19 protein-coding genes and 1 pseudogene are annotated in these 24,385 nt (G+C 57.1%); 10 read left to right on the forward strand and 10 right to left on the reverse strand.

Going from position 1 to position 24,385, the window contains the following annotated elements:
• Positions 1 to 81 precede the first annotated feature (81 nt).
• The 3 genes from OKB77_RS13735 to OKB77_RS13745 all read left to right on the forward strand — a co-directional run bounded on the left by OKB77_RS13735 (position 82) and on the right by OKB77_RS13745 (position 3,801).
• Positions 82 to 1,686, forward strand: coding sequence for a peptide ABC transporter substrate-binding protein (locus OKB77_RS13735; RefSeq protein WP_123172339.1), 1,605 nt, complete (start codon positions 82 to 84; stop codon positions 1,684 to 1,686).
• 118 nt (positions 1,687 to 1,804) lie between these two features.
• Positions 1,805 to 2,104: a hypothetical protein gene (locus OKB77_RS13740; RefSeq protein ID WP_005335795.1), complete on the forward strand. Its 300-nt coding sequence runs from the start codon at positions 1,805 to 1,807 to the stop codon at positions 2,102 to 2,104.
• 137 nt (positions 2,105 to 2,241) lie between these two features.
• Complete coding sequence (locus OKB77_RS13745; RefSeq protein ID WP_123172338.1) at positions 2,242 to 3,801, forward strand: methyl-accepting chemotaxis protein; 1,560 nt, start codon at positions 2,242 to 2,244, stop codon at positions 3,799 to 3,801.
• A gap of 69 nt (positions 3,802 to 3,870) precedes the next feature.
• Here OKB77_RS13745 and dusA read toward each other — a convergent pair whose 3' ends face one another.
• On the reverse strand, positions 3,871 to 4,857 hold the full coding sequence (dusA, locus tag OKB77_RS13750; RefSeq protein ID WP_123172337.1) for a tRNA dihydrouridine(20/20a) synthase DusA: 987 nt from the start codon (positions 4,855 to 4,857) through the stop codon (positions 3,871 to 3,873).
• 137 nt (positions 4,858 to 4,994) lie between these two features.
• Here dusA and zur point away from each other — a divergent pair, with 137 nt between their 5' ends.
• Genes zur through OKB77_RS13765 form a run of 3 tightly spaced genes read left to right on the forward strand, consistent with a single transcriptional unit; the run spans position 4,995 to position 6,139 of the window.
• Complete coding sequence (zur, locus tag OKB77_RS13755; protein ID WP_005335805.1) at positions 4,995 to 5,453, forward strand: zinc uptake transcriptional repressor Zur; 459 nt, start codon at positions 4,995 to 4,997, stop codon at positions 5,451 to 5,453.
• Positions 5,443 to 5,904, forward strand: coding sequence for a chemotaxis protein CheX (locus OKB77_RS13760; RefSeq protein WP_005335807.1), 462 nt, complete (start codon positions 5,443 to 5,445; stop codon positions 5,902 to 5,904). Before zur ends, OKB77_RS13760 begins: the two co-directional genes overlap by 11 nt.
• A 4-nt stretch (positions 5,905 to 5,908) precedes the next feature.
• On the forward strand, positions 5,909 to 6,139 hold the full coding sequence (locus OKB77_RS13765) for a hypothetical protein (RefSeq protein ID WP_040066994.1): 231 nt from the start codon (positions 5,909 to 5,911) through the stop codon (positions 6,137 to 6,139).
• Positions 6,140 to 6,212: 73 nt separating this feature from the next.
• On the opposite strand, the pseudogene brnQ (OKB77_RS13770) reads toward OKB77_RS13765, so the two are convergent.
• The 3 genes and pseudogenes from brnQ (OKB77_RS13770) to OKB77_RS13780 form a co-directional block, all read right to left on the reverse strand.
• Positions 6,213 to 7,489, reverse strand: a pseudogene (gene brnQ / locus OKB77_RS13770) (branched-chain amino acid transport system II carrier protein).
• Between the two features lie 448 nt (positions 7,490 to 7,937).
• Complete coding sequence (gene brnQ, locus OKB77_RS13775; protein WP_123172335.1) at positions 7,938 to 9,242, reverse strand: branched-chain amino acid transport system II carrier protein; 1,305 nt, start codon at positions 9,240 to 9,242, stop codon at positions 7,938 to 7,940.
• Positions 9,243 to 9,433: 191 nt separating this feature from the next.
• Positions 9,434 to 10,144, reverse strand: coding sequence for a tRNA1(Val) (adenine(37)-N6)-methyltransferase (locus OKB77_RS13780; RefSeq protein WP_123172334.1), 711 nt, complete (start codon positions 10,142 to 10,144; stop codon positions 9,434 to 9,436).
• Between the two features lie 119 nt (positions 10,145 to 10,263).
• On the opposite strand from OKB77_RS13780, the gene srmB reads away from it, so the two are divergent.
• Positions 10,264 to 11,487: an ATP-dependent RNA helicase SrmB gene (gene srmB / locus OKB77_RS13785; protein ID WP_064341654.1), complete on the forward strand. Its 1,224-nt coding sequence runs from the start codon at positions 10,264 to 10,266 to the stop codon at positions 11,485 to 11,487.
• 72 nt (positions 11,488 to 11,559) lie between these two features.
• Here srmB and OKB77_RS13790 read toward each other — a convergent pair whose 3' ends face one another.
• The 3 genes from OKB77_RS13790 to rlmB are packed head-to-tail and all read right to left on the reverse strand — an operon-like array spanning position 11,560 to position 13,396.
• Positions 11,560 to 12,015, reverse strand: coding sequence for a GNAT family N-acetyltransferase (locus OKB77_RS13790; RefSeq protein ID WP_064341653.1), 456 nt, complete (start codon positions 12,013 to 12,015; stop codon positions 11,560 to 11,562).
• 56 nt (positions 12,016 to 12,071) lie between these two features.
• Positions 12,072 to 12,644 carry a Crp/Fnr family transcriptional regulator gene (locus tag OKB77_RS13795; RefSeq protein WP_005354833.1) on the reverse strand — a complete coding sequence of 191 codons (573 nt, stop codon included), beginning with the start codon at positions 12,642 to 12,644 and terminating at the stop codon, positions 12,072 to 12,074.
• Positions 12,645 to 12,646: 2 nt separating this feature from the next.
• Positions 12,647 to 13,396: a 23S rRNA (guanosine(2251)-2'-O)-methyltransferase RlmB gene (gene rlmB / locus OKB77_RS13800; RefSeq protein WP_064341652.1), complete on the reverse strand. Its 750-nt coding sequence runs from the start codon at positions 13,394 to 13,396 to the stop codon at positions 12,647 to 12,649.
• A 718-nt stretch (positions 13,397 to 14,114) separates the two neighbouring features.
• Between rlmB and OKB77_RS13805 the strand changes: the two genes are divergently transcribed.
• Together OKB77_RS13805 and OKB77_RS13810 are read left to right on the forward strand one after the other, a co-directional pair.
• A complete protein-coding gene (locus tag OKB77_RS13805; protein ID WP_064341651.1) occupies positions 14,115 to 16,322 on the forward strand; it encodes an AAA family ATPase in 2,208 nt (735 codons plus the stop codon).
• On the forward strand, positions 16,319 to 18,022 hold the full coding sequence (locus OKB77_RS13810; protein WP_064341650.1) for a LeoA/HP0731 family dynamin-like GTPase: 1,704 nt from the start codon (positions 16,319 to 16,321) through the stop codon (positions 18,020 to 18,022). Before OKB77_RS13805 ends, OKB77_RS13810 begins: the two co-directional genes overlap by 4 nt.
• A 287-nt stretch (positions 18,023 to 18,309) precedes the next feature.
• Here OKB77_RS13810 and rnr read toward each other — a convergent pair whose 3' ends face one another.
• On the reverse strand, positions 18,310 to 20,697 hold the full coding sequence (rnr, locus tag OKB77_RS13815) for a ribonuclease R (protein WP_064341649.1): 2,388 nt from the start codon (positions 20,695 to 20,697) through the stop codon (positions 18,310 to 18,312).
• 134 nt (positions 20,698 to 20,831) lie between these two features.
• Between rnr and OKB77_RS13820 the strand changes: the two genes are divergently transcribed.
• Positions 20,832 to 21,854, forward strand: a complete 1,023-nt coding sequence (locus OKB77_RS13820) for a GGDEF domain-containing protein (RefSeq protein ID WP_019445736.1) — start codon at positions 20,832 to 20,834, stop codon at positions 21,852 to 21,854.
• Between the two features lie 131 nt (positions 21,855 to 21,985).
• Here OKB77_RS13820 and ompA read toward each other — a convergent pair whose 3' ends face one another.
• Positions 21,986 to 23,023: a porin OmpA gene (gene ompA, locus OKB77_RS13825; RefSeq protein ID WP_005335824.1), complete on the reverse strand. Its 1,038-nt coding sequence runs from the start codon at positions 23,021 to 23,023 to the stop codon at positions 21,986 to 21,988.
• Between the two features lie 265 nt (positions 23,024 to 23,288).
• Positions 23,289 to 24,326 carry an SGNH/GDSL hydrolase family protein gene (locus tag OKB77_RS13830; protein ID WP_042081581.1) on the reverse strand — a complete coding sequence of 346 codons (1,038 nt, stop codon included), beginning with the start codon at positions 24,324 to 24,326 and terminating at the stop codon, positions 23,289 to 23,291.
• Positions 24,327 to 24,385 lie beyond the last annotated feature (59 nt).

Consider the following 24,385-nt stretch of genomic DNA (forward strand, 5'->3'; position numbering starts at 1 on the left):
GATATCATAATTTCCCATCTGTCGGCGATATTTTCTCGCCGAGTTTTCTCCCCGCTTCACACTATTTGAAGGATCCGACCCATGAAAGGATGGACCCCCTTGCTGGCCCTGCTGGGCTGTGCTGCTGTCCAGGCTGCCGATATTCCCGCCGGAACACAACTCGCCGCCGAGCAGATTGTCGTTCGCCACCTCAAGGATGAACCTGCGAGCCTGAGCCCGCTCAAGCTGGTCGGCCTGCCGGAGTTGCAGGTACTGCGGGATCTGTTCGAAGGGCTGCTGACCCAGGGGCCGGATGGCAAACCGGTTGCCGGGGTGGCGGCCAGCTGGGAGAACAAGGGCAACCAGTTCTTTACCTTCCATCTGCGCCCGGATGCGCGCTGGTCCAACGGCGATCCGGTCAAGGCCGGCGACTTCGTCTACGGCTGGCGCAAGCTGGTCGACCCGAAAGAGGCGGCCACCTTCGCCTGGTTTGCCCAACTGGCCCGTTTCGACAAGGTGGACGAGATAGTCGCTGGCAAATTGCCTGCCAGCGAGCTGGGGGTCAAGGCCCTCGATGACCACACCCTGCAGGTGACCCTCTCCCAGCCGGTGCCCTACTTCCTGAACCTGCTAAGCCACCCCAGCCTGTCGCCGCTCCATCAGGCCAGCATCGAGCAGTACGGCAACCTGTGGACTCAACCCGGCAAACTGGTGGGCAACGGTGCCTTTGTGCTGAACAACCGGGTGGTCAACGAGAAGCTGGAGCTGACCCCCAACCCTTATTACTGGGATCGGGCCCATACCGTATTGACCAAGGTGATCTTCATGCCGATCAATCAGGAGAGCGCGGCGACCAACCGCTACCTGGCGGGCGATCTGCATATCACCGAATCCTTCCCCAAGGAGCAGTACGACAAGCTGAAGCAGCAGATCCCGAATGAGGTCTACACCCCGGATCAGCTCGGCACCTACTACTACGCTTTCAATACCCGTCAGGCACCACTGAACGATGTGCGGGTACGCAAGGCGCTCTCCTACACCATCGACCGCGCCCTGATCGCCGACAAGGTGCTCGGTACCGGCGAGAAACCGGCTTATCACTTCACTCCGGATGTGACCGCCAGCTTTACCCCAACCGCCAACCTGCTCTCCATCAGCAGCCAGCCAGCGCTGGACAGCAAGGCCAAGGCCCTGCTCAAGGAGGCTGGTTACGGCCCGGACAAGCCGCTCAAGCTGACCCTGCTCTACAACACCGCGGAAATTCACAAGAAGATGGCGCTGGCCATCGCCAGCATGTGGAAGCAGAAGCTGGGCGCCGAGGTCGAGCTGACCAATCAGGAGTGGAAAACCTATCTCGACAGTCGCCAGAGCGGTCAGTTCGAGGTGATCCGCTCCTCCTGGGTCGCCGATTATAACGACCCTTCAGCGTTCCTTGGCCTGTGGGGCTCTCGTCACAGCGGCAATATGGCTGGCTTTGCCAATGCCCGTTATGACCAGCTACTGGCAGAGGCGGCCAGCACTCAGGATGCCGCCAGCCGCAGCAAGCTGTTTGGCGAGGCGGAGGCGATCCTGCTGGATCAAGCCCCCATCGCCCCCATCTACCAGTACACCAATGCCCGACTCATCAAGCCATGGCTCAAGGGCTACCCCATCAACAACCCGGAAGATGTGGCCTACAGCCGCCAGCTCTATCTGATCAAACACTGACACCAGCCACAACGATGCGAGGCCCCGCAGGGCCTCGCTATTGATACTGTTCACATCCCGATTTCCAGCCTAAAATGCCGCCCCTTCTGTTCAATTAATCTTCAATACCCAGTCAGACATGCGTTATTTGATACTGCTCTCGTTGTTGTGGACCCTGCCTGCTCAGGCCAACAGCGAATCCCAATGCCAGCAAGAGTTTGTCGGCTGGATGCTGCACCAGCAGCAACAGTTTAGCGATCGCAAGTCTGACAAGATGGAGCGGCGCCGGGCCGAGCGGGCCATCGAGTTGGCTCGTCAGGAGTACGACAAGCAGACCAGCTTTTGCAAGACGATGGAGCTGGTGCGCAGCTACAAAGATAGCGATCCGCGCTTTAAACCGAGAAGCGGCGAAGTTCACGATTTCACACCGGCCAGCTGACCCTCACTTCATCAATTCATTGTGTTGATTAATTGACCCAAGCCAAGTTCGGGTCACTGAAGAGCCTTAGAATGATTAACTGAGAACGACAATAAAAAATATATTTATCAGTTATTTGGCTTTTTCAGGAACGACACATGACCAAACTCCATCAGGAGGGGGAGATACACTTCCCCGACAACATCGCACTCATCTCGACCACTGATCCCGCCAGTCATATTACCTATGCCAACCAGCACTTCTGTGATGTAGCCGGGTATGGTGCTGCCGAAATGGAAGGGGTACCCCACAATCTGGTGCGACACCCCGACATGCCCAAAGCGGCCTTCGCCGACATGTGGCAGCGGCTGCGACAGGGCAAAAGCTGGATGGGGCTGGTCAAGAACCGCGCCAAAAGCGGTCAGTTCTATTGGGTAAACGCTTACGTCACCCCGATCCTCAATGCGCAGAAGGAGATCGTCGAGTTCCAGTCGGTGCGCACCAAACCCGCCGCCAGCGATGTGGCCTGGGCCGAGCAGCTCTATGGCCTGCTGCGCAGCGGCAAGGCACTTCCCTGGCTGAGCCGGTTTCACATTGAACCGGGCCAGCTGACCCTCTGGCTCTCCGTTTCTGCATTGCTCAATACCCTGGCTACTTTTGCCACCGGCAACCTGTTATGGCTGCTGCCCACCGCCTTGTTGCTGTTGGCACAGGCAATCCACGGCTGGCGACTGCAGCAACGGCTGGCTCATCTGCTCACCCTTGCCGATCAAGACAAGGGAACCCGCCTCTGTCAGGTGCTCTACACCCGACGGCGCGACACTCTGGCGGCCGTCGAACTGGCCCTGCGGATGAAGCAGGCCGAGCTCAAGGCCGTGGTCGGGCGCAGCGCCGACACCAACCAGCAGATCCTGCAGGCAGCCGAAGATGACCGGGGCAATATCCAGACCATTGATACTCATCTGCAGCAGCAGCGCGCCCACAGCGAGCAGCTGGCGACCGCCATCACCGAGCTGAGCCACTCCATTCGGGATGTGGCCCACAGTGCCCATGAGGCGAGCAATCTGGTTATAGAGGTACAGCAGGTTTCCGACGAGGGGCTGCAAGCATTGGCGACCACCCGATCTGCCGTCAACCAACTCCATCAGGAGCTGGATGCCAACCACGCAGTGCTGGCCCAGCTCACCAGCGACAGCCAGAAGATCAGCGGTATTCTGGAGGTGATCAGTCAAATCGCCGACCAGACCAACCTGCTCGCCCTCAATGCGGCCATCGAGGCTGCCCGGGCGGGCGAACAGGGGCGCGGTTTTGCCGTGGTGGCGGATGAAGTGAGGGCGCTGGCTCAGAAGACCCGTGCCTCGACCAGCGAGATCCACGAGATGATCCAGGCGCTGCAACAGACTACACGACAGCTGTCGGACGGGATGACGCAAGGGGCGCAGACTTCGGTGCGCTGCCAGCAGCACGCGGGCACCACCGCCGACGTGCTCACCCAGATCAACCGGATGCTGGGGCAGGTAACCCGCACCAGCGACGAGATCGCCCAGGCGGTGAGTCAGCAAGCCGACGTCACGGCGACGCTCGATGAAGGGATACACCAGATCCACCAGCTGGCCAGCCACACCGCCGACAACAGCAGGCAGGCCCTCGATGGCATCACCCTGCTGGTAGAGCGGCTGCAGGACCTCTCGCGGCTGATCAACCAGTTCAGATATTGAAGCGACAGCGATCAAAAAAGCGCGTCAACTGACGCGCTTTTTGGTTGCTCTTGCCTTGGCACAACTGGCTTATTCGGCCGTCTCGCTGCTGGCAAACTCCGGCACTTTGGCCATGGCATCCAGCACCACCTGAATATCCGCCCCCGGTTTGCAGGCGTTCTCGCTCAGGTGACGGCGCCAGGCGCGGGCCCCCTGCATGTTCTGGAACAGACCCAGCATATGACGGGTCATGTGGGAAAGGTAGTTGCCCTTGGCCAGCTCCTGCTCGATATAGGGCAGCATCATCCGCACCACTTCATGGCGGCTCGGCACGGCGTTATTCTGGCCGAACACCAGATTATCCACCTGCGCCAGAATATAGGGATTCTGATAGGCTTCGCGCCCCATCATGACGCCGTCTACGTGTTGCAGGTGCTCAAGGGTCTGCTCCATGGAGGTGACACCGCCGTTGAGGGCGATGGTCAGCTCCGGGTAATCCTGCTTGACCCGATAGACCCGAGGATAATCGAGGGGCGGGATCTCGCGGTTCTCCTTGGGGCTCAGGCCACTCAGCCAAGCCTTGCGGGCATGGACGATAAAGGTGTCGCAACCGGCATCGCGCACCTGTTCGATGAAAGCCTGCAAAAACTCGTAAGAGTCCTGATCGTCGATACCGATACGGGTCTTCACCGTCACCGGAATATCGACCACATCGCGCATCGCCTTGACGCAGTCTGCCACCAGCGCCGGTTCACCCATCAAGCAGGCGCCAAAGCGGCCGTTCTGCACCCGATCGGAGGGGCAACCGACGTTGATGTTCACCTCGTCATAGCCGCGCTCCTCGGCCAGCTTGGCACAGCGCGCCAGATCGGCAGGATTGCTGCCACCCAGTTGCAGGGAGATGGGGTGCTCCTGCTCGCTGTAACCCAGATAATCACCCTTGCCGTGGATGATGGCGCCGGTGGTCACCATTTCGGTATAGAGCAAGGTCTGGCGGCTCATCAGTCGGTGAAAGTAACGGCAATGCCGATCAGTCCAGTCCAGCATGGGGGCGATGGAAAAACGCTGCGCCTGCATAAAAATCATCCGGGTTGGCTAAAGAAAGGGGCGGATTTTATCACAACGTGAAGCAGCCCCAGAAAATGAATTTTGTCGCCGCGCCATGCGAGGCCCTGTGATAGTATCCGGCTAATAGAAAGGGTATCTGCGCGATCATGAATCAAGACCAACTTTTACAACGAGCCGAGCGACTCTGTATACAGCGAGGGATCCGCTTCACCCCGACCCGGCGTCAGGTATTTCGCCTGCTGGCGGCACACGGCAATGCCATCAGCGCCTATGATTTGTTGGCCCAGCTGCAACAAACCGAAGCCAATGCCAAGCCGCCAACCGTCTATCGGGCACTCGATTTTTTGCTCGAACAGGGCTTTGCTCACAAGGTGGAATCTCTCAACGCGTTTATCTTCTGCTGCCACTTCGATCACGCTCACCCGATGCAGTTGTTGATCTGCGACGAGTGCGGGGATGTGGTCGAGCTTCACGATACGGCGATCGATAGCGCGTTTTCCGAGCAGGCCCACTTGCATGGTTTTACTATTACCAATAAGACGATAGAGGCACATGGCCAATGTGCCCGTTGTACGCCCACTGTAGGAAGTCATCATGAAGGCTGATTTTGTAAATCCGTTCCTGCTATCCCTGCTCAATGTGCTCTCGACCATGGCACAGCTGGAACTCAAACCGGGCAAACCGAAACGCAAGATGGATGAGCTGGCGCGCGGCGACGTCTCCGGCCTGATTGGCATGGTCGGCCCGCAGACCCGTGGTTCCCTCTCCATCAGCTTCGAGAAGGGGCTGGCGCTGGAGATCATGCGCCGCATGCTGGGGGAAGCGCCCGCCAACATCAACGAAGAGGTGACCGACATGGTCGGTGAAATCACCAACATGGTGACCGGCGGTGCCAAGCGGATGCTGGGCGAGAAGGGCTACGAGTTTGACATGGCGACCCCCATCATCGTCTCCGGCCCCAACCACACCATCACCCACCGTGCCGATGGCACCAAGATCATGATGCCGTTCGAATCGGATTTCGGTCGCGCCACTATCGAAATCTGCTTCGAGTAACCCTATGTGGAAAGCATTGAAATGGATTTTCATCTGCTGGGCCCTGCTGTTGATCCTGTCGGACATTCAGATCAGCACCTCCCTCTACAAGTACGAAGATAACCGGGTGCTCATCAACTTCCCGCGCTGGGAAGCCAAGCAGCCTTGGGGCACCTTCGAGTGGCATGCCGGACGGGTAGAAACCCACTGGTATGGTCTGGAGGGAAAACCCAAGCCGTCAGGCCCGCAAATCTGATCCGATAACGGATCCGGCAGAAACAGAAGAGGCCAGCAGCTGCTGGCCTCTTTGCTATCTCGTTGTTTCTGAATCAAGCCGCTTCGGCAGCCAGCTTACCGCTTGGTCGCACCAGGATGCCGACGATGCAGGCCAACAGGGTCGGCAGCAGCCAGGCAAGCCCCCTGTCGAACAGCGGCAGGAAGGCAAAGCCGTCCATCGCCATCCCGGCAGCCCCCAGCCCATCGAGGCAACCAAACAGAAAGGCGACCGTCAGCACACCGCGAAACACCAGCCGTGGCTGGGCAAACCATCCCTTGAGGAAGGTCACCAGCACCAGCGCGATGGCGACCGGATAGATGGCCACCAGCACCGGGATGGAGAGGCCGATCAGCTCGCTCAACCCCACATTGGCCACCAGTGCACAGAGCGCCCCCAGCAGGATCACCCAGTTGCGATAGCCCAACCTGTCAGGCCATGGAAGTAGTCGGCACCGGCACAGAGCAGGCCGACCGCGCTGGTAAAACAAGCCAGGGTGATGATGGCTGCCAGAATAAACTGGCCCGGTTGACCAAACAGACTCAGGACGTAGGCATTGACGATGGCCCCACCATTGCTGATATCGCTCGCCACCCCACCGGCACTGTTGCCCAGCTGAAAGAGCGAGACATACACCGCCGACAACCCGACCGCCGAGATCAAGCCCGCAATGGTCAGATATTTGAACTGGCTGCGATAATCCTCGATCCCCTTCTGACGCAGCAACCCGATGATCAGGGCGCCAAACATCAGGGAGGCCAGGGTATCCATGGTGTTGTACCCCTCCAGCATCCCCTTGGTCAGGGCTGCATCTATGTACTCACCGCTGGCATCAGGCATGGTGCCCTGCGGCGTCATAAAGACCCCGACCGCCAGAATAAGCAGCATCGCCATCAGGGCTGGGGTCAGATACTTGCCGACCGCATCGAGCAGCTTGCCCCGATCGAGCGCCACCAGGATCACCAGCGCAAAGAAACTCAGGGTGTAGATCAGCAGCCCCGCATGACCGGTATCGCCAAGCCAGGGCTTGAGCCCCATCTCGTAGGCGACCAGACCGGTGCGGGGAATGGCAAAGGCGGGCCCCATGATGATATAGATGGCGATGGCCAGTGCCGTCGCCGCCCCGGCGGGCAGATAGCGGGTCATTCCGGTCCACCCACTCGCGCCTCCCCCCGAACTCCCCTTGGCCACCGCAATCAGGGTGATCAGCGGCAAGCCCACTGCCGTCACCAAAAAGCCGCACATGGCGGCCAGCAGATGCTCACCAGCCATAAAACCGGCCAGCGGCGGAAAAATGATATTGCCAGCCCCCAGATAGAAGGCAAACGTCATAAACCCCAATCCGAATACGTCGGACAACTTCAATGATTTCGTCAAACTCAACCTCATCTGCCTTATCAGCTTGTTATTGATTGCACCCACTGCCTGGCAGATAACCGGTAACAATACCTCTCGCCCCCACACGGCCCGCGGACCGGATGAGGCGCACCACCTTTAGCATAAAGAAGAGGAGTTCGATCTCAATCACCAATTAATATCTTGAAACAATTTACCGCTGCGGAATTAATCGCCGAACAACTCGGCGCTCCATAAACAGGTGTCGCACGTGCCCTATGGGAAGTGAGAAGGGGGAACTGGTTATAGCGGCAAGATACGGCTGCTCAGATGCTATCTGCGTACAGTGACAATTACGGCAGCAAAGCGAGGCGAGAAGCTAGGCTCACAGAAAACAAAAGAGCCTGCACGGGGCAGGCTCTTGGCAATATCAGATCGGGTGTGATCAGGCAGCTTCGGCAGCCATCTCGGTTGGACGCACCATCACGCCAACTACGCAGGCCAGCAGGGTCGGCATCAGCCAGGCGAGGCCTTTGTCGAACAGCGGCAGGAAGGCAAACGCATCCATCTTCATACCGGCAGCACCCAGACCATCCAGGCAACCGAACAGGAAGGCAACCATCAACACGCCACGGAACACCAGACGGGGACGGCCGAAGTAACCCTTCATGAAGGTGACCAGTACCAGCGCCACGGCAACTGGATAGATGGCAACCAGCACCGGAATGGAGAGGCTGATCAGCTGGCTCAGGCCCACGTTGGCCACCACGGCACAGATAACGCCCAGCAACACCACCAGCTTCTTGTAAGCCATACCGGTCAGATTGTGGAAGAAATCGGAACAGGCAGAGATCAGACCGACTGCAGTGGTAAAGCACGCCAGAGTGATGATGGCCGCCAGAATGAACTGACCCGGCTGACCAAACAGGCTCAGTACGTAAGCGTTGACGATAGCGCCACCGTTGCTGACATCGGTCGCCACGCCGGCGGCAGTGTTGCCCAGCTGGAACAGGGATACGTACACCACGCTCAGACCAACGGCAGAGATAAAGCCAGCAATGGCCAGATACTTGAACTGGCTCTTGTAATCGTTGATGCCTTTCTGGCGCAGCAGATCGACGATCAGGGCGCCAAACATCAGGGACGCCAGGGTGTCCATGGTGTTGTAGCCTTCCAGGATCCCTTTCACGAAGGGGCTGTTCTGATAGTCACCGGACGCATCAGGCATGGAGCCTTGCGGTGCTAAGAATACACCGATCGCCAGAGTCAGCAGCAGCAGCATCAGTACCGGAGTCAGGTATTTGCCGATGGCGTCCATCAGCTTGCCCTGGTTCATGGAGACCAGAATGGCCACACCAAAGAAGATCACGGTATAGGCCGCCAGACCCGCCTGCCCCATGTCACCGATGAATGGCTTGAGGCCCATTTCATAGGCAACCAGACCGGTACGGGGCGCGGCAAAAGCCGGGCCTATGATGATATAGATGGCAACGGCCAGCGCAGTCGCAACACCGGCAGGCAGCAGCTTGGTCATGCCAGCCCAACCGTTACCGGCTTTCGCCACGGCCAGAATGGTCACCAGAGGCAGGCCCACGGCAGTAACCAGGAAGCCAAACATCGCCAGGGAGAGGTGCTCACCAGCCATGTAACCGGCCAACGGCGGGAAAATGATGTTACCGGCGCCCAGGTAGAAGGCGAAGGTCATAAACCCTAATCCGAGTACATCGGACAATGTGAGTGATTTCGTCAAGTTCAACCTCGTCTGTCTTGTAAATTATTGCTTGTTATAGTTTTTATCGGTCGCTGACCGGGTGTGTTCAGGGGGTATAAAAAAAGAGCCCCGCATGTTTTTTCATCGCAACCAGTGGTTTTAGCTGGTCTGGAGCGGGCGCTCGATCTGGAACCAGCATAATGGCGTGAAAAAATAGTTCAAGACGAAATTTACATCTTCAAATAGAAGGGGTTGGTCAGTTGGATATATCTGTCGGAATAGGCCCCATCAGCAGAATGGATCACAATTTCACCCCTCTCACACCTGTTTAATCCTCTGCCAAGTAGCAATAAAACACGATTTGCCTCTTTACCCTCTCTGGTGATAACAGCTGTATAACAAATGCCATGCAGATCATAATTCGCCGAAATGCATAAAATTTCATCGGCCATCGCCGTCGGCAGCACCAGCGCCACCTGCCCGTTCGGGCTCAGCAAACGATCGCAGGCCGCCAGTAATGCGTGGCTGTCGAGGGCGCCGGTATGGCGGGCCAACGCCCGCGCCGGATCGCTAAATGACTGGCCTGCCACGAAATAGGGAGGGTTGGAGACGACAAGATCGTAAGGGGCTGCCTGATAATCCTGAATGGCACTCTCTATGACGGTCACCCGATCGGCCCAGGGAGAGGCAGCCGCATTCTCCCGCGCCTGACTGGCCGCATTAATATCCAGCTCGACCGCATCAAGACGGCAGTCAGATCTGCTGCGCTGGGCCAGCATCAGGGCAATCAGGCCGCTGCCGGTGCCGATATCGAGCACTCGACGCACCTGTTCGACCGGCGCCCAGGCACCTAGCAAAATGCCATCGGTGCCTACCTTCATGGCGCAGCGATCGTGATTGATATGGAACTGTTTGAAGGTAAATCCGCGACTACGTCCCATCTGGCCCCCGTCATCTGCAAAAATGGTGGGCGATTATAGCGGCTAAGACACACTCACCAATAGGAGCCGACGAGATAATCGCCTATAATCTGCCGTTTCCTTAATGACCGAGTATTGCCATGAGCCAGTCCTTTGATGATTTCGACCTGCACCCAGCCCTCAACCGGGCCTTGGCCGAGATGGGATTCACCCGCCCCACCACCATCCAGCAGATGGTGCTGGAGCCAGCCCTGGACGGCCGCGATATTCTGGCATCCGCACCGACCGGTACCGGCAAGACCGCCTCTTTCCTGCTGCCGGCACTCCAGCACCTGCTGGACTTCCCGCGCCGCAAGCCGGGCCCCTGCCGCATGCTGATCCTGACCCCGACCCGCGAACTGGCCCTGCAGGTGACCGCCCACGCCAAGGCGCTGGCGGCTCACACCAACCTCAGCATCGAGACCATCATCGGCGGCGTCAGCCATGAAGAGCAGCTGCCAGCCCTGACCAAAACCACCGACATCGTGGTCGCCACCCCGGGCCGTCTGCTCGAGTACATCGAGAAAGAGGAGTTCGAGAGCCACGACATCGAAGTGCTGGTGCTGGATGAAGCGGACCGCATGCTGGACATGGGCTTTATCAAGGATGTGAACCGCATCGTGGAAGAGGCGCGCTACCGCAAGCACACCATGCTCTTCTCCGCCACCCTGGAAGGTGCCGGCCTTGAGAAGTTCGCCAACGAGATCCTCAAGGATCCGGTGGAGCTGCACGCCGAACCGCCCCGCAGCGAACGTCGCCCCATTACCCAGTGGATCCATCTGGCTGATGACGCCGCCCACAAGCTGGCGCTGCTGACCCATATCCTGAAAGATTCGGAAACCCAGAAAGCCATCATCTTCGTCAAGACCCGCGAGCGTCTGGCGGAGCTCTCCGGCCAGCTGCAGGCTGCTGGTATCTCCTGCGCCTGGATCCGTGGCGAGATGGAGCAGAGCAAGCGTATCGAGTCGATCCGCAAGTTCCACGAAGGGGAAGTACCCTTCCTGATCGCCACCGACGTCGCCGCCCGCGGCATCGACCTGCCGAACGTCAGCCATGTCATCAACTACGACATGCCCTACGGCGCCGACGTTTACGTCCACCGGATTGGCCGTACCGGCCGCGCTGGCAACCGTGGCTGTGCCATCAGCCTGGTGGAAGCCCACGACATGGCGATGGTCGCCAAGATCGAGCGCTACACCGAGGAGCGCCTCAAGCGCCGGGTGATCGACGAGCTGCGCCCGAAACACAAAGAAGCGCGGGTACCGGTGAAGAAGAAAAAGCCGGTCGACAAGAAGAAGTCCGCCAAGAAGAAAAAGAAGAAGTGATCGCCTGGCGATAAAGAGAAGGGCCATCCCGCGGGATGGCCCTTCTGCATTCTGAATCACTCTGACGAGTGGTTATGCCACCACTCTGCGCATTCCCATATGGGGGATATCATCTTCGAGATAGCCTTCCCCTTCCGCCACAAAACCGTGTTGGCCATAGAAGCCCTGCAGATGGGCCTGCGCCCCCAGCCAGATGCTGTGGGTCGGCCAGCGCGCCTCGCACGCCTTGACCGCCTCGCCGATCAGCTTATGACCGAGACCGCCGCCACGCGCCTTGGGTGAGGTCACCACCCGGCCGATGGCAGCGCCGCTCTCATCGCCGATGCCGGGCGCCATAATCCGCGCGTAAGCAGCAAGCTGGTCGCCCTGATAGCCGAGCAGGTGCCAGACCCCGTCGCGGCGATCGAGCCCGTCCAGATCCTGAAAGGGGCAGGTCTGCTCCACCACGAACACCTCGGCCCGCAGCGCCAGCAACTCATACAACTCGTCAGTGGTCAGTTCAGACCAGGGTTTCAGGATCCAGTTCATCGGCAACTCCTTATCAGTTCGGCCTGCCAGCATAATCGTGGCGCCAGCGCCCCGCATTAACCTTTGTTAAGTTCTTTCAGTCGCTTGCGAATGCGGCTAAGGCTGATGGGAGTAATGCCAAGATAGGCGGCGATCTGGTGGTCGGGCACTCTGGCATCGAGTGCAGGAAAGCTATCGAGAAAGTGCTGATAGCGCGCCTGCGGGCTGCCGGTCAGCAGCAACTGCTCCTTCTCCTCCTTGATGCGCAGCTGCACCTCCAGCAGGTGCTGATACCAGCGCGGCCAGCCGGGCAACTGGCGCAAGTCGGCAAGACTGAACAGCTGCAAACGGCAGGGCTCCAGCGCCTCCACGCTGTAGCGGGCAGGCTCGCCACTGAGCAGGTGGTGGAAGTCGAGAAACTCGTCCCCCTCCCAGTAGAACTCCTTGATGTACTCGCGGCCATCCTCCAGCACCAGCTTGGCCCGCAGCAGCCCCTGCTCCACCCTGACCAGCAGATCCGGGCTGTCGCCAGCATGCCAGAGGCAGCTTTTCGGGCTGAGGGTCAGCGGGCGGGCAAAAGAGAGGAGGCGCGCGGCCTCCTCTCTATCTGCGACCTGCGCCCAATCGAAGGGGGGTCTGTCAGTCAGCATGATTAACCGCGACGCTGACGCACGGCTTCAAACAGGCAGACGCCGGTTGCCACCGAGACGTTGAGGCTGGATACCGCCCCCGCCATCGGGATGCTCACCAGCTCGTCGCAGTGCTCGCGGGTCAGACGACGCATACCTTTGCCTTCGGCGCCCATCACCAGCGCCATCGGGCCGGTCAGCTTGGCCTGATAGAGGTCGTGATCGGCCTCGCCAGCGGTGCCGACGATCCAGACGCCGCGCTCCTGCAGCTCGCGCAGGGTGCGGGCCAGGTTGGTGACCTGAATGAGCGGCACCACTTCGGCGGCGCCACAGGCAACCTTGCGCACGATCGGGGTGAGACCCGTGGCCTTGTCGCGCGGCACGATCACCGCGTGCACCCCGGCGGCATCAGCGCTGCGCAGGCAGGCGCCGAGATTGTGCGGATCGGTCACGCCATCCAGCACCAGCAGGAAGGGCTGGCTCTGTTGTGCCGCCAACTCGTCCAGCAGGCTGGCCAGATCGTGCTCGGCCAGCTTCGGCGCCTCTTTCACCCGGGCCATGATGCCCTGGTGATTGTTGCCTTCCGCTTTGTCATCAAGGGTCTTGCGGTTCACGCTCTGCACCTTGAGGCCGAGGGATTCCAGCTCGGCCAGCAGAGGTTGCAGCCGGTCGTCATCCCGCCCCTTGAGGGCCCACACTTCGATAAAGCGCTCTGGGGTGCGCTCCAGCAGCGCGGATACAGCGTGAATGCCGTAGATAAGTTCAGTGCTCATGTTCAAGATCCGTAGGTCGGGTCGCGCGAATGCGCCCCGAAGAAAATGGCCGTACCGGCAGCCTGACCGCCATGATACTGGCGTCGTCACCGGTCGCTAAATGATGGCGCATCATACCAGAGAGACCGGCATCTAGGGAGGAGGAAGCTGCTAGGCCAAGCTGCGAAACTATGACAGGCCTCTTGATCCGGCTGCGCCATCATCCTTGATGGCGAACCTGACCCGGCCCGGCAGTGACTAAGTGGGCTCGCTACGCGGTGCACAAAACGGTCGCATTCCCATTTTCAGCCCTTGGAGATCAGCCCTTTCGTTGTGGATGTTCGACTGCAACACGGCTCAAGATGATTAATTTATTGATCTTGCCCAGAAAACCATCATCTCCCGCTTCCCTATCCTGCATCGCTCGCTAACATAGCCGTTTGGCAACAAACTTGTCAGAGTCCCCCATGGGTCATGTCAGTGCAATATCGCCGGTAAGCCGGTAAAAAGCAGCTGACTGGAGGCTGACATTCAAGGGCGGTAGCCTTGCCGCCACATGCCATGCCCCCTCCACGGTTTTTCCTCACAACGGTAATCCGCGAGTAAAATGCTGAAGTCATGCGAACACGTTAAGTTTCAAATGGAAGACAATAACACCTTGATTTTAAATAACCTTGCCAAGGTTTAACATCAGAGATTAAGCAGTGCTTGGGAAGGCAATAAAATAGTAGATGACTACATGAAACTGAATATAGATGATCCACGTGAACTGTATCACGGGGTTAACGCTGAACTGGATGGCCTTATCGGAGAACTGACCACAGAGTCAGATGATGAGCAATTGAAAGTAGCTCAGCGTGAGGCCCATGCCTTGCTCCAGAAGCATCGGTCAAACCTTCAGGGTCAGCTGGAAGCACTTGAGACAAATGCTGAGTGGGATACATTCACTATCGCGTTTTATGGCGAAACGGGTGCCGGAAAATCCACCATCATAGAGACCCTGAGAATATTGCTGAAAGAAGCCAGCAAACTGAAAGATCAGGAAGCGTTCCGGGAATTCCAGAGCAAACACGGGTTGACAGTTGAAGCACTGGACGGGCTGCACCATGAGGCAGAGCGACTCGGCCGAGCACTTGAAGATCTCAGCGATGAATATGAAAAAACGTCTGCCAAATATGAACAGCTAAGTGTGGAATCCAGTAACAAAATTACCCAATATCGTGAGCTGTTACTGGAGCAAAAACGAACGGCGTCCTTGTGGCAGAAGTTTCTGCACCTGTTTCGGAAAACGGAAGAGGAGCTGGCCTTTGCGCGTGAAAAGCTACAGTTGCGCAAGATCGAAACAGAATGCGAGAGCGAGCTGTCGACCCTGAACGAACAGAAAATAGGACTGGAAAGTCAGTTGGCTGACACCAGGAACAAACTGCAGGGGTTCAAGGAACGCCTGCCAGAGCTTGAAGCTCTGTCTGACGGCAGAATTATAGGAGATGGCCGTTCGGATTTTACTCGAACGACGCAACGATTCGACTTAAGCGTCGCTGGCCAAGAATTCGCACTACTCGACGTACCAGGAATAGAAGGTACCGAACGCCTGATCGCTGAGGAGATTGAAAAAGCCCTCCAGGCAGCCCATGCGGTGTTCTACGTTACGAACCAGCCCGCCCCTCCACAAACGGGGGATCAGAAGCGACGGAAAGGTACCCTCGAGAAAATCAAAATGCACCTGGGGGCTTCGACGGAGGTCTGGTGTGTTTTCAATAAAAAAGTAATAAATCCCAAGTATGCGCTGAAAGATCGTCCCCTGATCTCCGAAGATGAATGCGCTAGTCTGCGGGAGCTTGAAGGAAAAATGGAGGAACAGCTCGGATCGCATTTCCAGGGCGTGCATCCTTTGACCGCACTACCCGCTTTCTTAGCTGCAACAGATCATTTTGCGCCCGACACACAGAACGCGAGACGCAGCAAAAAAGCTCTATCCGAATTTGAAGCCGGACAGCTGATCGAATTATCCGGTGTAGTGGCATTTATCAGCCTTATACAGGACAGTCTGCTGGAGGGAAGTCAGCAAAAGATCCAACGGGCCAACCTTTTCAAGGTGAAGGATGCTCTTGATAAGACTGCTATCGTCCTCGAGCAGGTAGGAGAGGGAATTTCAGAGTTGGTATCAAACCTCCACCTTGGTGAGCAGAGTTCGAAGAAGCAAATCAGAAGTGGCTTTTCATCATTCAGGAAACGTCTCGAATCATCCACTGAGATATTGATTGATCGCTTCAACAGCGATGTTCTGAACGAAGTGTATTCAGAAATTGACGACGATATTAGCAATGACGCCTTTAAAACCAAGTTGAAGCAGTTAATTGAAATCCATCAGGAGCGATTGAGTGAAAGGTTGAAGAAGGCGATGGCTAAGGAAATTGAACGCTTTGGAAAGGAGACTGAGAAAATAGTTAAGCGTTTCGAGGATAAAAGTCGCGAGTTGACGGATATCTACACCACGATTGCCAGTGCTGACATTGATCGTGACTTCGACCTAAAACTGGATATCGACAATGGTCTGCGATTGACGAACCTTCTGGCACTAATCGTTGGTGGGGCTCTGCTGTGGTGGAACCCAGCAAGCTGGTTAGTTATTGGTATGGGAGCCGCCAGTATTGCAATCGGTGCATACAAGGCCGTGCGTGGATTTCTAAGCTCCAGTTACAAAAAAGCACAGCAACGAAAAGCTGCTGATGAAAACCTCAGAAATATAACCGGCCAATTGCGCGATTCACTGAAAGAAAGTCTCAAACAGGGACTCCCAGAGATGGAAAAAACAATCAGTGGTATTGAACAGGCACTCGCCAGGCCTGTGAACAAGGCGAGGACCCTCGCCGACCTCATTAACAAGTCGAACACAAAAATCAAGACCTTGTCGGGCATGATTGAAGCTACAGGAGCGCTAAAATGAAAGACACTCTCAATACTTTCAAAGGCCAGCAGAACGAATCTCTGGAGCTGCTGAATAGGCTTTCGAAGTTTTTGACGCAAGGTGAAAAGGCCGGGGTTCCGATCGATCAAGAGCTGCGTTCCAAGCTTCAAACAGCCATACAGTCCGTGTCTGGCGAACGGCTCAAGGTTGCACTCATCGGCGGTTTTTCAGAGGGTAAAACGTCTATTGCCGCCGCCTGGATGGAGCAGCTCGATAAGTCCAGCATGAAAATCAGCCACAGTGAATCTTCTAATGAAGTGAAGGTCTACGAGGTGGGGGAGGACTTTGTACTTATTGATACCCCTGGTCTGTTTGGCTTCAAAGAAAAGTACAACGCCGAGAAGCAGGCTATCGAAAAATATAAAGACATTACTAAGAAATACGTGAGCGAAGCACACCTGGTTCTGTATGTCATGAACCCGACAAATCCGATCAAAGAGAGCCACGAGGACGACCTGGCCTGGCTGTTCCGGAGCTTGGGGCTTCTGCCCAGGACAGTATTCGTACTCAGCCGCTTCGACGAAGTAGCGGATGTGGAAGATGAAGATGACTACCGGGACAACCTTAAAGTTAAATATGACAACGTCGTTGGTAGACTTCGCGCGGCAATAGAGCTTGACGATGAAGAAGAAAAAGAACTATCGGTAGTTGCTGTGGCGGCAAATCCGTTTGATCTGGGCGCTGACCACTGGCTCCAGAACCCCGATGAGTTTAAAGAACTGTCACATATTACCGAGCTTCAGGCAGAGACGGCGCAGAAGATTCATAACAACGGTGGTGCAGCCGCCCTTGCAGAAGAGATGCGCGCCAGTGTTATCCGCGATGTTCTTAGCAAACAGCTGCCGATAGCGATAGAGAACGACCAGAAGATCTCGCAGGAAGTCACCAAGCTGGATGAGCTAAATAGCCATTTGAAGCTTGAGCTGGCGACTACCGAGCGGGATATCGAAGACGCGAGGATAGAGCTACGGGAGTTCGTCGTCCGATATTTTTCCGACCTAATCCTCAAAGCGAAAGGTTGTAGTCTCGAAACCTTCGGTGATTTCTTCGAGCGGGAAATCGGCTCTGAGGGTATTGTGATCGCCACTCGCTTACAGAATGAGTTCAGTCGTCAGGTTCAGCCAATTACGCTGGAAGTCGAAAAAATGCAGATTGGCTTTGACAACGAAGTCAGTCACTTCAATACCACAATCAAGTCGCTGGGCAAGCAGGGGGTCAACCATGTCTTGAACGGAAAGTTCATTAATAAAGACTCTGTCTTGGCCGCCCGGGATGGCATTGTGAATGTCGCGAAGTCCGTTGGAGTCGACCTGGGTAAGTATCTTAAATTCAAGCCCTGGGGTGCCACCAAATTTGCCAAAGGTGCGAACGGGGCTCTTGCTGCAGTAGGATTGGCGTTTGAGCTATGGGATAGCTGGGAAGAGCATAAGCGCCAGACCGAATTTCAGAATGCGATAGCCAAAATGGTGAGCAATTTCGAGAAGCAGCGGGAGGAGCTGCTTACACTGATCAATTCTGTCCAGTTCAAGGAAATGTTCTTTGGGAACTATATTGAGCTCAGGCAGCAAGTCGTGGAGGTAGGGCAGATGCTCAATCAGAGACGCGAAATCCAACAGAAGTTTCAAGCATGGAAATCCGAAGCGGAGGCAATAAAAGTAGATTTCAAACGTATGGGATGAATTCCGGAAATTAGTCCCCCCATAGTTCTGAGCGCTGCGTAGCAGCCAATAGAGTGACCATCGCGCAGGGAGTATGCCCCTCGCCATAGGCACGGCGCTTGGCCGCTCTCCGCCGAAGGGCTGAGCCCCTCCCCTTTTCGCTGACCATAAAAAAACCCGAACCCCGGTAATAGGGTTCGGATTTTTTTCATCGCCAAGACTATCAGGCACTGGCGAAGATAACGCGGGACCATCAGCCCGTTACAGCCTATCCCCGGCTCGCTGGACCCAAGCCATAGGCCGAGGGCTTAACCCTTGGCCTTATCGCGAGCTTTTTTGCCCGGTCGTCTGTTGCTGGGTTTGGCGCGGCCACCCTTGTCGGATTTGCCGTGATCCTTGCCCTCTTTACGTTTTTCGTGGCGCTGAGCGCTCTTGGCCTTCTCTTTCTTGATCTCGGCCTGCTTGCGCGCCATCTCTTTGGCGTTCTTGCCGGTGGCCTTGAGCGGCTCTTCCACCATCACGAAGTCGATCTTGCGATCGTCCAGATTGACGCCCATCACCTTGACCCGCACCTTGTCGCCCAGACGGTAGCGACGGCGGAAGTTCTCGCCGATCAGCTGCATGTGCAGTGGATCAAACTGGTAGTAGTCGTTGGTGAGGGTGCTGACGTGCACCAGACCATCGATGTGGATCTCCGCCAGACGCACGAAGAAGCCAAAGCCGGTGACGCTGGCGATAACGCCGTCAAACTCGTCACCCACGTGATCCAGCATGTACTCGCACTTGAGCCAGTCGGCCACGTCGCGAGTGGCATCGTCGGCACGGCGCTCGGTCATGGAGCAGTGCTCGCCCATCGGGTCCACTTCTTCCAGCTGGTAGTGATAACCACCGCTCGGGGTCCACTTGTGGCGCAGGTTGCCCTGTTGCTCCTTGGCGGTCTGATACTTGATCGCCCGGTGCAGGATCAGGTCTGGGTAGCGACGGATCGGCGAGGTGAAGTGCGCGTAGGACTTCAACGCCAGACCGAAGTGACCGATGTTGTCAGCCTGATAGATGGCCTGACGCATGGAGCGCAGCAGCATGGTGGAGAGCAGCTCCGCATCCGGGCGCCCTTCAAACTTGGCAGCCAGCTCGGCAAAGTCTTTCGGCTCGGGCTCGAGGCCGCCTTTGAGCTCCAGACCCAGTTCGGCCAGGAAGTCGCGGAAACCGGTCAGACGCTCTTCGCCAGGACGATCGTGTACCCGGAACAGGGCAAAGGCTTCGTTCTTCTCGATGTAACGGGCAGCTGCCACGTTCGCCTGGATCATGCACTCTTCGATGATCTTGTGGGCGTCGTTGCGCACCAGCGGCACGATGCGGTCGATCTTGCGCTGGGCGTTGAAGATGAAGCGGGTCTCCTCGCTCTCGAACTCCACCGCACCGCGCTGGTGACGGGCATGCTTGAGCGCCTTGTAGAGGTTGTTGAGCTCCTCGATATGGCCCACCAGCGGATCATACTGCTGGCGCAGCTTGGGATCGCCATCGAGGATCGCGGCAACCTTGGTGTAGGTCAGACGGGCGTGAGAGTTCATTACCGCTTCGTAGAACTTGTAGCCGGACATGCGGCCAGCGGCGGAGATGGTCATCTCGCACACCATGCAGAGGCGGTCAACTTGCGGGTTCAGGGAACACAAGCCGTTGGAGAGCACCTCCGGCAGCATGGGCACCACGAACTCGGGGAAGTAGACGGAGTTGCCGCGCTGATACGCTTCGGCATCCAGCGCCGTGCCGGGCTTCACGTAAGCGGAAACGTCCGCAATGGCAACCCACAGGCGCCAGCCGCCACCACGCTTGGCTTCACAGAAGACGGCGTCATCGAAGTCACGGGCGTCTTCCCCGTCGATGGTCACCAGCGGCAGAGCGCGCAGGTCGATGCGGCCCTCTTTGGCTTTCTCCGGCACCTGCTCGCCTAGACCGGCAACCTCTTTGGTCACCTCTTCCGGCCAGGTGTGCGGAATGCCGTGGGTACGCAGGGCAATTTCGATCTCCATGCCCGGCGCCATGTTCTCGCCCAGCACTTCCAGGACGGTGCCGACGGCATTGATGCGGGAGGTGGCGCGCTGGTTAATGCGCACAACCACGACCTGGCTCTGGCGAGCCCCTTTGTTTTCACCTTCCGGGATGATGATGTCCTGGCCGATACGGCTGTCATCCGGCACCACGAAACCAACGCCATTCTCGACGAAGTAACGGCCGACAATGTCTGCCTCACGGGACTTGAGCAGGCGCACCAGACGCGCTTCCTGACGACCCTTGCGGTCGATCTCGGTCGGCTGAACCAGCACGTAATCGCCATGCATCAGGCGTTGCATCTCTCGGTTGTTCAGATACAGATCCGGACCACCACCTTCCGGACGCAGAAAACCGAAGCCATCCTTGTGGCCGATTACATAACCTTTGACCAGATTCAGGCGATCCGGCAGGGCATAGCATTGGTTGCGAGTGAATACCAGTTGTCCATCACGCTCCATGGCGCGCAGACGACGACGCAAGGCTTCCAACGGCTCTTCATCTTTCAGCTTGAGGACCTTGGCCAACTCTTCACGGGACATGGGCTTTTCATGGCCCTTGATGAGTTCCAGGATCAACTCGCGACTGGCGATGGGGTTATCGTATTTTTCGGCCTCGCGTTCGAGGAAAGGATCTTTTTGAGACATAAGCAGGCCTTAGGGTAGGTGGTAACGGTGCCATTATATCGGAGGGGGGGGCGAATGGCATCCATCGGCTGCCTTTTGGCCAATCTCTCTGTCATACTATCTTCAGTTCGCTGGCATGATGAGACACAGAACTCATGAGTAAGGACACATTTGCCCAATCCGCCGCCTATCTCAAACAGGCGGTGCCTTTGATGATCAAGTACCAGATCCCCACGACGCCGGACAATTACCACCTGTGGTACAACTATGTCTCGGCCAGCATGCCCGAGCTCAACCAGGCGATCGATCAGGCAGTCAAAATGCAGGGAACCTGCTCGCTCACCACCTGCGAGCGACTCTATCACCAGTATCTGGCCGCTCAGGACGAGAAGCAGATGGAGGCGATGAAACTGAGCCTCGCCGCCATGGCCAACGAGCTCGGCCACTCCATGCAGGACGCCATCTCCGATACCGGCATGTTTCAGGAGATGCTCGACAAGAGTTTTGACAAGCTCAGCCGCATTGATGACGAGGGCTTCAGCCTGGAAGACACCATGGGGATCCTGCGGGAGCTGGTGCGCGAGTCGCGGGATGTGCGCATGTCCACCATGCACTTTCGCAACCAGCTTAGCAATGCGGAGAAAGAGATCAAGGAGCTGCGGGCGGCACTCAACGAGACGCGCAAACTGGCCAACGAGGATGCCCTCACCAACCTGCTCAACCGCCGCGCCTTCGATCTGGAGCTGGAGGGGTTGATCCGCAGCCAGCACCCCTTCTCGCTGATCCTCGCCGATATCGATCGCTTCAAGAACTTCAACGACGAGTACGGTCACCTGCTCGGCGATCAGGTGCTGCGCGCATTCAGCAAACGGCTGCGCGATGCCTGCAAGGAGGGGGTCACCGCCTATCGGCTGGGTGGGGAGGAGTTCGCCATGCTGGTCCCCCATCGCTCGCTGGCGCTGGCCAGACAGATGGCGGAGAGCATGCGCCGCGCCATCGAGCGGATGTCGATTCTGGATCGCAAATCGGGCCGCCGCATCGACCACATCACAGCCTCGTTTGGCGTGGGCGAGTTCAACGGTCAGGAGAGCGCAGACTGTCTGGTCGAACGTACCGACAAGCTGCTCTACAAGGCCAAGGAGCTGGGACGCAACCGGGTGATGCCGCTCCCTTCCTGATTTAGTCCCCTGCCCGACCGCAATGCCAATGTAAAAAGCCAGTCAGATCAACTGACTGGCTTTTTGGTCTCTCTTGCTCCGACAGGGGCTGTTCATTCCAGCCCCAGTGGAACTCTGCTCAGTGTGAAGGATTACTCCTGCACCTCGCTGACACCTTCGACTTTCACATCAACACGGCGATCCGGAGCCAGGCAGACGATCAGCTCACGCTTGGACTTGCTGACGCAGCTGTCGCCGGTAACCGGTGAGGATTTACCACGACCTTCCACATTGATCTTGGCGGCCGGAATCCCTTTACCAACCAGATAGTTGGCAACGGTCTGGGCACGCTGTTCGGAGAGCTTCTGGTTGTAGGCATCGGAACCGATACGGTCGGTGTGGCCAATTACGGTTGCCACGCCATCTTTGGGTCGCGCCTCTTCAATCTGGCTATAGAGGCTATCCAGTGCCTGACTGGCCTCTGGCTTGAGAGTCGCCTTGTTGAAGTCAAACAGCACATCGGAGCTCAGGGTGAACTGCTTCTCAACCATCACAGGTGCAGGAGCAGGTTCCGGAGCCGGGGCGGGCGCCACAGGGGCAACCTGACCAAAGCGATAAACCGCTGCCAGTGAGAGCAGGCCGTTATCCATTCTCAGACCGGTATCATCGCGGCTGCCATACGGGGTGGTGTACTGGTACTCCAGGCGAGCGGCCCAGTCGAGATTGAACGCATACTCGGCACCCAGTGCACCGACCATGACAAAGCGGCTGTCATCTTTGTAGACATCGCTCTTGGTATCAGCCCAGCCATAACCGCCACCGACACGACCATACAGATCCAGATTATCGGTAACCGGGAAGCCCAGTTTCAGGGTCAGTTGAGCCAGCTGTGCTTTTACTTCATCACTGAAAGCGCCTGCCGCCGTAGTGGCATCGTATTTGTAATTGCCCAGATAGTCGTAACCCAGCTCCAGTCCCAGATTCTTGTTGATCTGATAACCGCCAAACACGCCTGCACCCAAGGCATCGTTGGTCTCATTGCCAAGGGTCAGGGCATTGCTTTCATCAATGCCGTAGAAGTTGGACCAACCCAGTTTGGCACCGCCATACCAGGTGTTGTCCTGACCGGCAGCCTGGGCATTGGCCGCCAGCAAGCCGGTAACCAGCAAGGTAATCAATGATTTTTTCATGTTTGAGCCTCTGCAACTTTATGTAGGAGGAGGTTGATTGATATCACCTCGTCTTATAGGTGCAACCACCCAAAAGCGATCGCAGCATATCAACGTTAGCCTATTTTCAAGTCACTGATATCAATTAACAAAAAACACTCTAACGCAACCACGTTACAAAAACAGCAACAAACGTTTGTTATTTGAACTGAATGTGACGCAAAAAGACGCACAAATGAGGGCAGATAGGAGAAAAAGGCCAGCAACATGCTGGCCCGAAGCGATATCAGTGACGAACAAACTCGTAGTGCTGATCGATAAAGTCAGCAACACGCTGGCTCAGTACCTTGTGCACCGTCCTGGTCGGATGCACCTGATCCCAGAACATATGCTCATCGCAGTTGAGGGTCGCTGCTCGCCCTTTTGCCTGCCCGCTCACAACCGCCTGCGCCAGGATCGGGTTACCGGCAATAGCCACTCTTTCGGAGACACTTAAAGCCGGGGTCGCAGCCACCTCGGCGGCGCTGCCGGAGAACGGCTTCCATGTATAGCCGCCACCGTAGCAAGCGTGTTCTGTGTCACTCAGCCCGAACTGCTGAGGATCGCGCATCATCTCGTCAAACTGCTTGTCCACTTCGAACAGCTTCACGATGCCAAGGGGAGCCAGCTCTCGAGTGAGGTTCTGCAACTTCTGGTTGTGGTAACTGGCCACATGGCGCACCTTCTCCACCACCTTCATGCTGCGGGCTGACGGGGTCTGCCCCAGATCAGGAATGTTGAACAGCAGGATCTGCTGCGCGCCGTTGAGCACCAACCGGTTGGATGCCAGCCGGATGGTATCGATCACCCGATCCGCATCCCGCTCGGTGTTCCAGCCATAGGCCAGATAGTCGTTGGCACCGACCCAGATCACCACCAGATCATCGGGGCGGAACTTGTCCTTTTTCAGGAACTGATCGATCTCGTAATCGAGATTGTTGATCACCTGATATTTGGGATCCCAGGACCAGAAACCGAGCCAGCCATTCAGAGCCCCCAGATGGTTATAGGCCACCGCGGTTGCACCGCCTTCCGCCTCGTTGGCCACGACCAGACCGGGGAAACGCTCGTCACCCAACTGCTCCAGCCACACTGGGCCGTTGCTGAAGCGCCCGTTGAAGTAGGGTGGGCTGGAGGGGAGATACCCCCGCATCTTTTTGTACATCTTGCCGGTGTCGGAGAGGCTGTCACCAAACATCACGACCCGGGAAAAAGGTTGGCGTCCCTCTGCCGCTTGCGCGGTTAATGCCATTAACCCCAATAAACAAACAAGCCATTTTTTCATATTGTTATGCTCTTCGATTAAGCAGGTGAGACCTGCGGACTTCTCCTCGAGTGGCGACA

Source organism: Aeromonas sp. Y318-3 (assembly GCF_027706185.1).
GTDB classification, from domain to species: Bacteria; Pseudomonadota; Gammaproteobacteria; order Enterobacterales; family Aeromonadaceae; genus Aeromonas; species Aeromonas veronii.